This is a genomic window from Aminivibrio sp., from assembly GCF_016756745.1.
Taxonomy (GTDB): Bacteria; Synergistota; Synergistia; order Synergistales; family Aminobacteriaceae; genus Aminivibrio.
On sequence record NZ_JAESIH010000053.1, the window covers coordinates 17,923 to 28,453 of the forward strand.

Annotated in this window: 9 protein-coding genes; 6 read left to right on the forward strand and 3 right to left on the reverse strand. The window is 59.0% G+C overall.

Going from position 1 to position 10,531, the window contains the following annotated elements; genetic code table 11:
- The first annotated feature begins 315 nt into the window (after positions 1-315).
- Both JMJ95_RS08525 and JMJ95_RS08530 read left to right on the forward strand, forming a co-directional pair.
- On the forward strand, positions 316-1,284 hold the full coding sequence (locus JMJ95_RS08525; protein ID WP_290684500.1) for an aspartate-semialdehyde dehydrogenase: 969 nt from the start codon (positions 316-318) through the stop codon (positions 1,282-1,284).
- Positions 1,285-1,288: 4 nt separating this feature from the next.
- Positions 1,289-1,426, forward strand: coding sequence for a hypothetical protein (locus JMJ95_RS08530; RefSeq protein ID WP_290684502.1), 138 nt, complete (start codon positions 1,289-1,291; stop codon positions 1,424-1,426).
- 50 nt (positions 1,427-1,476) lie between these two features.
- Here the strand turns inward: JMJ95_RS08530 and JMJ95_RS08535 are convergent, their stop codons facing one another.
- Genes JMJ95_RS08535 through JMJ95_RS08545 form a run of 3 tightly spaced genes read right to left on the reverse strand, consistent with a single transcriptional unit; the run spans position 1,477 to position 4,914 of the window.
- Positions 1,477-2,076: a HutD family protein gene (locus JMJ95_RS08535; protein ID WP_290684504.1), complete on the reverse strand. Its 600-nt coding sequence runs from the start codon at positions 2,074-2,076 to the stop codon at positions 1,477-1,479.
- An 8-nt stretch (positions 2,077-2,084) separates the two neighbouring features.
- Complete coding sequence (locus JMJ95_RS08540; protein WP_290684506.1) at positions 2,085-4,127, reverse strand: urocanate hydratase; 2,043 nt, start codon at positions 4,125-4,127, stop codon at positions 2,085-2,087.
- Positions 4,111-4,914 carry an IclR family transcriptional regulator gene (locus tag JMJ95_RS08545; RefSeq protein WP_290684508.1) on the reverse strand — a complete coding sequence of 268 codons (804 nt, stop codon included), beginning with the start codon at positions 4,912-4,914 and terminating at the stop codon, positions 4,111-4,113. Before JMJ95_RS08545 ends, JMJ95_RS08540 begins: the two co-directional genes overlap by 17 nt.
- Positions 4,915-6,577: 1,663 nt before the next feature.
- Here JMJ95_RS08545 and JMJ95_RS08550 point away from each other — a divergent pair.
- From JMJ95_RS08550 to JMJ95_RS08565, 4 genes are all read left to right on the forward strand, one after another.
- Positions 6,578-7,807, forward strand: coding sequence for a PLP-dependent aminotransferase family protein (locus JMJ95_RS08550; RefSeq protein ID WP_290684510.1), 1,230 nt, complete (start codon positions 6,578-6,580; stop codon positions 7,805-7,807).
- Between the two features lie 712 nt (positions 7,808-8,519).
- Positions 8,520-9,554: a DNA-binding protein gene (locus JMJ95_RS08555; RefSeq protein ID WP_290684512.1), complete on the forward strand. Its 1,035-nt coding sequence runs from the start codon at positions 8,520-8,522 to the stop codon at positions 9,552-9,554.
- 1 nt (position 9,555) lies between these two features.
- Positions 9,556-9,795, forward strand: coding sequence for a hypothetical protein (locus tag JMJ95_RS08560; protein WP_290684513.1), 240 nt, complete (start codon positions 9,556-9,558; stop codon positions 9,793-9,795).
- Positions 9,786-10,010: a hypothetical protein gene (locus JMJ95_RS08565; protein ID WP_290684515.1), complete on the forward strand. Its 225-nt coding sequence runs from the start codon at positions 9,786-9,788 to the stop codon at positions 10,008-10,010. Before JMJ95_RS08560 ends, JMJ95_RS08565 begins: the two co-directional genes overlap by 10 nt.
- The last annotated feature ends 521 nt before the right edge of the window (positions 10,011-10,531 follow it).

The following is a 10,531-nucleotide window of genomic DNA, read 5'->3' on the forward strand; positions in this document are numbered from 1 at the left end:
GTGTGCATAAAATTTCCGGTAATATCTTCTGAAAAGCGATGATCCGGGACGCCCGGTTCCCAGAAATCGGCGACAGAGAGAAGCGCCCTCGGGCTGAAAGGCGCTTCCGCCGCGGGAAAGGGGCCCAAAGCCCGGTGAGCCGGAGCTGAAAGCGGCCCCAAGCGCGCCGCGGAGTACGTTCCCGGGATCGGTTCCCGTCACAGGACCGGAGAGGGACGGCCGTTTTGTGCCGTCCAACAAGGGTGGTACCGCGAGTTCCGGCTCGTCCCTTCGGGGGCGGGCCGTTTTTGTATTGAAACGAAAGGGGAGATTGCAGTGAAGATAGCGGTTGTGGGTGCCACCGGCGAAGTGGGCCGGATGATGACCAGGGTGCTTCAGGAGCAGAATGTGCGGCCTGGTGAGGTCAGCTTTTTCGCGTCGGCCAGGAGCGCCGGCGAAGAGGTGGAGTTTTACGGGCAGAAACACCGGGTGAAGGAACTGACGGAAGACTCCATGAGGGAGCGGTACGACTACCTTCTCTTCTCGGCGGGGGCCGCCGTGTCCAGGCAGTTCGCTCCCATAGCGGCCGGGGCGGGGAGCGTGGTCATCGACAACTCGTCGGCCTTCCGCATGGACCCTGCCATCCCGCTGGTGGTGCCGGAGATCAACGGAGACCTCCTGAAAGGCTACGGCAGCGGGATCGTGGCCAACCCGAACTGTTCCACCATCCAGATGGTCCTTGGCCTGTACAGGGTCCACGAGCGGTACGGCATCCGGTCCATCGTGGTGAGCACCTACCAGTCCGTCTCCGGGGCGGGCAGAAACGGCATGAACGAGCTCGAGGACCAGATGAAGGGTCACATCGCCCCGAAGAAGTTCGTAAAGCAGATCCACCTCAACGTGGTGCCCCAGATCGGCTCGCTGCTGGAGAACGGCTTCACCGACGAGGAAATGAAAATGGTGAACGAGACCCGGAAGATCCTCCGGGACCCGGACATTTCCGTCTGGCCCACCACCGTGCGGGTACCGGTGCTCTACTGCCATTCCGAGGCAGTCTTCACCGAGACCCGGAGACCCTTCGACCTCGCGGGACTCGAGGCGGCGCTGGAGGCGAGCGAGAACGTAGTTCTCTCCCGGGACATATTCACCCCCCTTGACGTGGCCGGGACGGACCTCACGTATGTGGGGCGCATCCGGACCTTCGACGATACCCGCTTTTTGATGTGGAACGTGGCGGACAACATCCGGGTGGGAGCGGCCACCAACGCGGTGAGGATCCTCCTGAAGCACAGGGAACTGAACTAGGTCCATGGGCGGTTTTCTCGTCATCTTCCCGGTGGTGGTCATGGCCGCCGGGAGGATGACCGGCATGTCCGCCCCGCCTGCGGCCATCACGTCCGGCACCGTGCCCCTGTGGACCACCCTGCCGGACGCTTTCCTGTTCTGACCGCAAAAAAAGGCCCGGCCATCCCAGAGGGGAGACCGGGCTTCTCTGCATCAATTCCGTGCCGTGAGGGTAACCAGGAGAATCTCCCCGTCGGGGGCTCCCCTGCAGGTCAGGGAGAAATCGGCGGGGTAGTCTTCCAGTACGAGGAGTTCCATTCCGTCGAGTTTCGTCCATTCTCCATCCCATTCCGCCGACACGCCGCCCCTCAGGCAGAAGAGCACCGTCCAGTCCCCCAGGAGAAAGAGCCGCTTTTGCAGGGCCGTCACCGGAATCTTCCGGTATTCGCAGGATACGTCGCTCCGCCGGCAGAAGATGTTGAAGTCGGTGCAGGGGCCTCCCGGCAGGGAACACATCACCTCGTCCTCGCCCTTGAAGCGGATGGAGGAGAAAGGAGCCGCCAGGGAGACCTTCACGCCCCGGAGCTCCAGGTCCATGCCGTCCCCGGAGAGAAGGAAAAGAGACCTGTCGTAGCCGGGGAAGAAGGAGAAGGGCCCCCCCGAGGTCACGTCCGCCGAACTGAGCCTCCAGAGAAAATCACCCGTTTCAAAGTTCGCGTCCTCGGGGTGGATGTGGATCTCCCTAGTGACGCCGAGGCCGTTTTTCCACGGCTTCGGCACGAAATCCCGGGGCGTTTTCCGTATCACCCTCATGGCGGAAGTCAGTTCCCTTCTTTGCCGCTGAAGAGCGCGTCTACGGCCGCCTTTACCGCATCCTCGCCGACCGAGTAGGGAAGGGTGATGTGATAGTCGCCGGGATATTTGTGGTTCACTTCCCGGCTGACCTCCATGGCGTTGGGGTTCCGGGCCCAGGCCCGGCGTGCCACGCCGCCGAGAACGTCCCACATCATGGCCGAACGGATGATCTCGTCGGTGGACTCCCTTCCGTCCAGCAGCAGCCCGAAGCCGCCGTTGATTGCCTTGCCTATTCCTACGCCGCCGCCGTTGTGCAGGGTGCAGAGGGTCATCCCTCTGGCGGCGTTCCCGGCGAAACAGACGGTGGCCATGTCGGCGCAGATGTTGCTGCCGTCCTTGATGTTGGCCGTTTCCCGGTAGGGGGAGTCTGCGCCGGAAACGTCGTGGTGGTCCCGGCCGAGCATCACGGGGCCGATCTCGCCCTTCCGGACCATCTCGTTGAACTTCAGGGCGATGCGGGTGCGGCCCTCGGCGTCCTGGTAGAGAATCCGGGCCTGGGTACCCACCACCAGGGCGTTCTTCTCGGCGTCCCGGATCCAGGCCCAGTTGTCGTAGTCCTGGGCTCTCCGGTCGGGGTCGATGCACTCCATGGCCGCCCGGTCCGTCTTCCGCAGATCCTCGGGATCGCCGCTGAGGCACACCCACCGGAAGGGGCCGTAGCCGTAGTCAAAGAGCACGGGGCCCATGATGTCCTCCACGTAGGAGGGCCAGATGAACCCGTCGTAGGTGTTTTCGCCGTTTTTACAGACCTCGGTCACCCCGGCGTCGAACACTGCCCGGAGGAAGGAATTGCCGTAGTCGAAGAAGAAAGTTCCCCGCTCGGTGAGGACCTTGATCAGCTCGAAGTGTTTCCGGAGGGAAATATCCACCAGCCGCCGGTACTCCGCCGGGTCCTTCGACAACAGGGCGGTCCGCTCGTCGAAGCTCAGCCCCTGGGGACAGTAGCCGCCGTCGTAGGGGGCATGGCAGGACGTCTGGTCGGACAGCAGGGGGATCTCGATCTCGTGGTCCACGGCATACTGAAGCAGGTCCACGATGTTGCCGTGGTAGGCGATGGACAGGGGCTTTTTCTCCCTGCAGGCTTCGGCGGCCATGGAGAAGGCCTCCTCGCAACTCTCCGCCACCATGCTGACCCATCCCTGGCTGTGCCGGGTCTCGATACGGGAGGAATCCACCTCGGCGATGATCCCCACCCCTCCGGCGATCTCCACCGCCTTCGGCTGGGCGCCGCTCATGCCCCCCAAGCCCGAAGAGACGAAGAGGATTCCGGCGAGGTTTCCCTTCTGCCCCACGCCGAGCCGTTGCCGGGCCGCGTTCAGAATGGTATTGAAGGTGCCGTGGACGATCCCCTGGGGGCCGATGTACATCCAGCCTCCGGCGGTCATCTGGCCGTAGTTGGTCACGCCGAGCTGCATTCCCCGGTGCCACTCGTTCTGGTTGTCGAACAGCCCCACCAGCAAGCCGTTGGTCAGGATCACCCGGGGCGCGTCGGGCTTGGACCTGAACAGGCCGAGGGGGTGGCCGCTCTCAAGCACGAGAGTGGTGTCCTCGGTGAGCTCCTCCAGGTATTTCTTGATGAGGCGGTACTGGAGCCAGTTCTGGCACACCTGACCCGTCTCGCCGTAGGTCACCAGTTCGTAGGGGTAAAGGGCGATGTCGAAGTCGAGATTGTTGTCGATCATCACCTGGAAAGCCTTTCCCGCCAGGCATTTCCCCTTGTACTGGTTGACCGAAAGCCCCCGGATCCGGCCTTCGGGGCGGAAACGGTAGGCGTAGATCCGCCCGCGGGTGCGCAGTTCCTCCAGGAACTCGGGGAGAAGCGCTTCGTGGTACTCCTCCGGCACGTACCGGAGGGCGTTCTTCACCGCCAGCTCCGTCTCGGCCCGGTTCAGGGTCCAGCCCCGGTCCGGTGCCCGGCGGATTCCCTCCTCAAAAGCAGGGTAGTCGGGAAGGGGGCCTTCCAGCCGGATCGTCATTGCCTCCCTGTTCAGTTCATTCACCTGAAACATGATTTCCACCTCCGAAAATATGAGTGTCCATCTTCCGTTCCACACTGCGGGCCGCCTCTTTCAGCAGGCGCAGGGTACCGTCGAAATCCCGGAAGACGCTGTCCGCTATTCCCGCCACCCCCATCTGGGCCACGAAAACGCCCCGGACGTCGAAAAGGGGCACGCTGATATCACCCGCATGGGGCATCCATTCCTCCCTGCTGAAAGCGAACCCCTGCTCCCGGATCCGCTCCAGCTCCTTCTCCAGCTCCGCCCTGTCCACCGTTCCGTCCCCCCGGGGCGGACGGAGGGGCGAGGCCAGCACCCGGGACCGGATCTCCGGTGCGCAGTGGGCGAGGAGCACCTTCCCCGTGGCCCCCGCGTGGAGGGGAATGGCCATTCCCCGGTGGGCCGTGAACTTAACCGACGCCGGGGGTTCCACCGAGTGGATGCACAGCCCCGAAGTTCCCTCGGTGACGCTGAGGATCGCCGTGTTTCCCGTCGTCTTCATCAGCTCCCGCATCTCCGGGTCCGCCGTTCGGGTCAGCTCGTCGTAGAAGGACGAAGTTCCGGAAAGAAGAAAAAAGCGGATGCCCGGTCGGTAGCCCTCGGTCAGCGGATCCCGGATGGCCCACCGCTGTTCCTCCAGGGACAAAAGAAACCGGTGCGCCGTGCTCTTGGGAATACCGGTGATCTCCTCCACCTCCCGGACCGTCAGGGGCGTCGGGGACGAACACAGGGCCTCCATGATCGCCGTCACCTTGACGGCCCCGTCCATTTTTCCTCCCCGCCCGTTCTCCTGTGCCATACAGCGACCTCCATAAAATGGGACATAGTGTCCCATTTCTATCATCAAGAAAGTATTCTGTCAATGGCCGTTTCCCCTGCTTGTTATTAACCAGTGCTATCTTCACCCCTATAACTAACCAGTGATTCCTTCCCCCCCTCCTTCTCGTCCCGATGCCGACTCCGGGGTTTTGTCGTTCTGAGGGCATGGGGGTGTCGTCCTGAGGGCTGTTCTACCGCCCGATCGCGCAGCATCCCCGAAGGGGGAGGCTCTCGCCCTTGTTGTCATCCTGAGAAGTGCTACTGCGGAGTCTTGTCATCCTGAGGGCTGTTCCACCGCCCGATCGCACAGCATCCCCGAAGGGGGAGGATCTCGCCCTTGTTGTCATCCTGAGAAGTGCTACTGCGGAGTCTTGTCATCCTGAGGCCGGTTTTTTGGCCGAAGGATCTCGGTCTTGAGAGACGAAGGATCAACCCCGAGGTCCTCCCCTCGCGTTGCTCGGGATGCCCCGCGATCGCGTTCGCTCAGGACGACGTCTGTTCTGTCATCCTGAGGCCGGATTTTTTGGCCGAAGGATCTCGCCTTGCCCCTAAGGGACGAAAGACCAAGACCGAGATCCTTCCCTCGCTGTGCTCGGGATGCTCCGCGATCGCGTTTGCTCAGGACGACGTCTGTTCTGTCATCCTGAGGCCGGATTTTTGGCCGAAGGATCTCGGTCTTGAGAGACGAAGGATCAACCCCGAGGTCCTCCCCTCGCGTTGCTCGGGATGCTTCGCGATCGCGTTCGCTCAGGACGACGTCTGTTCTGTCATCCTGAGGCCGGTTTTTTGGCCGAAGGATCTCGGTCTTGAGAGACGAAGGATCAACCCCGAGGTCCTCCCCTCGCGTTGCTCGGGATGCTTCGCGATCGCTTCGCTCAGGACGACGTCTGTTCTGTCATCCTGAGGCCGGTTTTTTTGGCCGAAGGATCTCGCCTTGCCCCTAAGGGACGAAAGACCAAAACCGAGATCCTTCGCTTTGCTCAGGATGACAAAAGCGGGATGCCCCGCGATCGCGTTCGCTCAGGACGACGTCTGTTCTGTCATCCTGAGGCCGGTTTTTTGGCCGAAGGATCTCGGTCTTGCCCCTAAGGGACGAAAGACCAAGACCGAGATCCTTCGCTTCGCTCAGGATGACAAAAGCGGGATGCTTCGCGATCGCTTCGCTCAGGACGACGTCTGTTCTGTCATCCTGAGGCCGGCTTTTTTGGCCGAAGGATCTCGGTCTTGCCCCTAAGGGACGAAAGACCAAGACCGAGATCCTTCCCTCGCTGTGCTCGGGATGCTCCGCGATCGCGTTTGCTCAGGACGACGTCTGTTCTGTCATCCTGAGGCCGGATTTTTGGCCGAAGGATCTCGCCTTGCCCCTAAGGGACGAAAGACCAAAACCGAGATCCTTCCCTCGCTGTGCTCGGGATGCTTCGCGATCGCTTCGCTCAGGATGACAAAAGCGGGATGCCCCGCGATCGCGTTCGCTCAGGACGCCAGGGAGCAAGGGAAGAATCTCGCTTCCTGTTTATTAGGGGAAACCCGGCAATTCTCGCTTAGCTCAGGATGGTAATAATATCAAAAACATCCATCCCCCCGAAATGATACAATGCAGGCAATGAACGAGTTCCCAATCTGCCCGAGAAAGGGGGAGCATCATGACAGTCTTCGCCCAAAGAATGAAAACCATGGAAAAATCGGCCGCCATCATCCGGGGCCTCTTCGGCGCCATGAACGATCCCGGCATCATCTCCTTCGGAGGGGGGGCCCCGGCCAGGGAAGCCCTGCCCATTGACATCGTCAGGGAAATAACGAACGAGGTGATCACCAGGGACGGCAGGGGAGTGGAGGCCCTCCAGTACGGCAACGTCATGGGCCTACCGGACCTCCGTGAAATCGTGGTAAGCGGGCTCCTCGCCCCCAAGGGCGTGGAGGCCGACGCCGGCAGGATTATCATCACCAGCGGCGGCCTGGAGGGAATGAACCTCCTCTGCCAGCTCTTCATCGACCCCGGCGACGTTATCCTGGTGGAGTCCCCCACCTTCGTCCACTGCGTGGAGATCTTCGAGATGTTCCAGGCCCGGTGCATCAGCGTCGCCATGGACGAAAACGGCATGGTCCCCGAGGACCTGGAGGCCAAGATCCGGGAACACAGGCCGAAGATGGTCTACGTCATTCCCACCTTCCAGAACCCCACCGGCCGCACCCTCTCCCTCGAGCGGAGAAAGAAAGTGGCCGAACTCGGCAGCCGGTACGACACCATCATCCTCGAGGACGACCCCTACCGGGACATCCGCTACAGCGGCACGGATTTACCTCCCATCAAGGCCTTCGACACCACGGGCCACACCGTCCTCGCCAACAGCTTTTCCAAGATCTTCTCCCCCGGCAGCAGGCTGGGCTACGTCCTCGCGTCGGAGGAAATCACGGCGAAACTCTTCGACGCCAAGACGGCCACCAACTCCCACACGTCCATGCTGCCCCAGGTCATCTGCGCCGAATTCTTCAAGCGGGGGTACTACCCGGCCCATCACAGGATGATCTGCGACCTCTACCGGGAGCGGCGGGACGTTATGATCGAGTCCATCGACACATACTTCCCGAAGGGGACGGAGCGGACCTTCCCTGACGGGGGGCTCTTCACCTGGGCCCGGCTTCCCGGAGGCATCAACACCACCGACCTGCTGGCCGAATCGCTCGCCTCTCCCGACGTGAAGGTGGCCTACGTGGCGGGGGAAGGCTTCTTCATCGAGGGCAACGGCATGGGGAACGACTGCATGCGGATCAGCTTCGGCGGGGTGGAGCCGCAGAAAATCCGCATCGGGGCGGAACGCCTGGGCAGGCTCATCTGCAGCAAGCTGGAAAAGGGACTCAGCTGCGAGGCGTAGAAGCCCGCGTCCGAGCGCCATCCCGAGGCAGAAACCAAGGTGTCATCCTGAAGGGGGCTACCGTGGAGTTTTGTCATCCTGAGGGCTGTTTCACCGCCCGATCGCGCAGCATCCCCGAAGGGGGAGGATCTCACCCTTGTTGTCATCCTGAGGCCGGATTTTTGGCCGAAGGATCTGGGCTGAGGGACTAAGGATCAACCCCGAGATCCTCCCCTCGCGTTGCTCGGGATGCTTCGCGATCGCTTCGCTCAGGATGACAAACCGAGGTCCTTCGGCCATGAAAATCGGCCTCAGGACGACAAGCCGCTCGTGTCATCCTGAGGAGCGCAGCGACGCTCGCGCTCGCGGAGCACCCAGAACGAAGTGGAGGGAGCATCCCCGAAGGGGGAGGATCACGGTCCTGCTGTCATTCTGAGGAGTGAAGCGACGAAGAATCTGATTTTTGCTTCTGAAGGCCTTAAAACCAGGTCTCCCCTCGCGTTGCTCGGGATGCTTCGCGATCGCATTGCTCAGGACGACAGAAAGGGTGTCATCCTGAGGCCGGATTTTTGGCCGAAGGATCTCGCACTTGCTGTTATTCTGAGGAGCTCTACCGTGGAGTTTTGTCATCCCGAGGAGCGGTTCGGGTGGCCATGGACCCGGCCTCGGAATGACAGGGTGCAGGGGATTTTCAGAAAATGACCGGGAGTAAATTGAAAGAGGAGAGCTGCCAGTGGAAGAAAGAAAAAGAACCCTTGTCGATTCAAGAATAGACCGACAGAATATACTCAATAACCCGTTTGCCCTGAAGGAAATAGAAAAAGCTTCCGGCATTACCGGCATTTTCTTTCAGGGTAAGGTCGTTCTTCTTAAAGACCAGGTGGCAGATTTTCTGGAAGTAGATGTAAGAACTGTAGAAAATTATCTTCAAAAATATTCAGATGAACTTTGTGCGAACGGGTATGAGGTTCTACGAGGCAAAAGGTTGGAATCACTGAAAAAAGTGATTTATGAAACGGATGTTCCCGAAATTGATTTCGGAAACATCAAACGAAGTCCTCAACTGGGGCTTTTTGATTTCAGGGCTTTCCTGAATCTCGCAATGCTTGTTACAGAGAGTGATCGCGCAAAGTTGCTCCGCCGGATGATGCTTGATATCGTTATAGATACAATTAATATTCGCTCCGGAGGAGGCACCAGGTACATAAACCAGAGAGACGAAGACTTCATACAGGCTGCTTTTTACGGTGAATCCTATAGAAAAGAATTTACCGATGCCCTGAAGGACTATGTTGGTGCCGGAAATTTCAAATATGCCAACTACACGAACAAGATTTATATCAGTATATTCAGGGAAAGAGCCCAGGAGTACCGTAAAATTCTCAAGCTTATGGCCAGGGACAACCTCCGGGATACAATGTATTCGGAAGTTTTGGACCTGGTTGCTTCGTACGAATGCGGCTTTGCGGCTGTCCTCAGAGATGCGTTCCAGGAAAAAGGGCGGCGTCTGACTGTTCAGGAAGTGGATATTCTCTTCAGTAAATTTGAATCACAACCGCACTGGAAACCCCTTCTTGAAAAGGCCAGGAGAAAAATGGCAAGCAGGGATTTGGCCTTTAGAGACGCACTTCACCTCCAGTTGGAAGAATATATTGCTCCGTTGGAGCGGGAAGAATTTGAGCGGTTCCTCGGTGAAAAAAGCAGGGAACTTGCCGAGAGAATCAACGAGACTCAGGACGTATTGAAACGCCTCAAGGAAAGAAAATAAAATGCCCCGGATTATCTATCTCACCGTTGAGCGGGCAATCGAGACCTACAAAAAAACCATCGACATGAGCGGCGGCGGAACCTGCGGATTTATAGCCGACGGCATGGAACGGTTGAAGGGAATTCTTGAGTTCATTCAGGATGATTTTTACTATCCCACAATCGAGGAAAAATTGACTCATCTCTTTTTTCCGTTTGCAAGTTTCACATGCTTCAGGACGGGAATAAGAGAATGGCCGTAGTTCTGTGTGCCCAGATGTTGCTGGAGAACGGATACCTGTACTGTGCGGGGAGATTCATACGGGAAATGGAGAATATCACTGCTTACGTCGCAGCTGGAAAAATCGGCAAGGTGCTGCTTTTGGAAATAATCACGGATTATATCAACGGAGAGGAAGACGAGTCTTTAAAGCTCAGAATTCTTGATGCCATGCAAGGTGATAATTTTCTTGAATGACTGTTTCCTGGAAGATTCAGCGGAAAAAAACAAGATTTATTGAACTTCGTTCATTATCACTGTGTTCAGAATGAGGGACCAGGGCGAGATTCTTCGGGCTTCGCCCTCAGAATGACACCAAAGGCGAGGTATTTTCCACCCTGCGGGATCGCTTTGCTTGGGCAGCCTGGCGATAGCTGCGATCTGAATATCAACCGTTCTATCATCCTACCCGACCGCTATGCTCGGGATGCTTCGCGATCGCTTCGCTCAGGATGACAGAAAGGATGTCATCCTGAGGCCGGATTTTTGGCCGAAGGATCTCGCCTTGCCCCTAAGGGACGAAAGACCAAGACCGAGGTCCTTCCCTCGCGTTGCTCGGGATGCTCCGCGATCACTTCGCTCAGGATGACAGAAAGGGTGTCATCCTGAGGCCGGCTTTTGGGCCGAAGGATCTCGCCTTGCCCCTAAGGGACGAAAGACCATGACCGAGGTCCTCCCCTCGCTATGCTCGGGATGCTCCGCGATCGCTTCGCTCAGGA

Coding starts and splice junctions, on each gene's coding strand:
- JMJ95_RS08530 (WP_290684502.1), top strand. CDS start 1,289: ATGGGCGGTTTTCTCGTCATCTTCCCGGTGGTGGTCATGGCCGCCGGG.
- JMJ95_RS08535 (WP_290684504.1), bottom strand. CDS start 2,076: ATGAGGGTGATACGGAAAACGCCCCGGGATTTCGTGCCGAAGCCGTGG.
- JMJ95_RS08540 (WP_290684506.1), bottom strand. CDS start 4,127: ATGTTTCAGGTGAATGAACTGAACAGGGAGGCAATGACGATCCGGCTG.
- JMJ95_RS08545 (WP_290684508.1), bottom strand. CDS start 4,914: ATGGCACAGGAGAACGGGCGGGGAGGAAAAATGGACGGGGCCGTCAAG.
- JMJ95_RS08550 (WP_290684510.1), top strand. CDS start 6,578: ATGACAGTCTTCGCCCAAAGAATGAAAACCATGGAAAAATCGGCCGCC.
- JMJ95_RS08560 (WP_290684513.1), top strand. CDS start 9,556: ATGCCCCGGATTATCTATCTCACCGTTGAGCGGGCAATCGAGACCTAC.
- JMJ95_RS08565 (WP_290684515.1), top strand. CDS start 9,786: ATGGCCGTAGTTCTGTGTGCCCAGATGTTGCTGGAGAACGGATACCTG.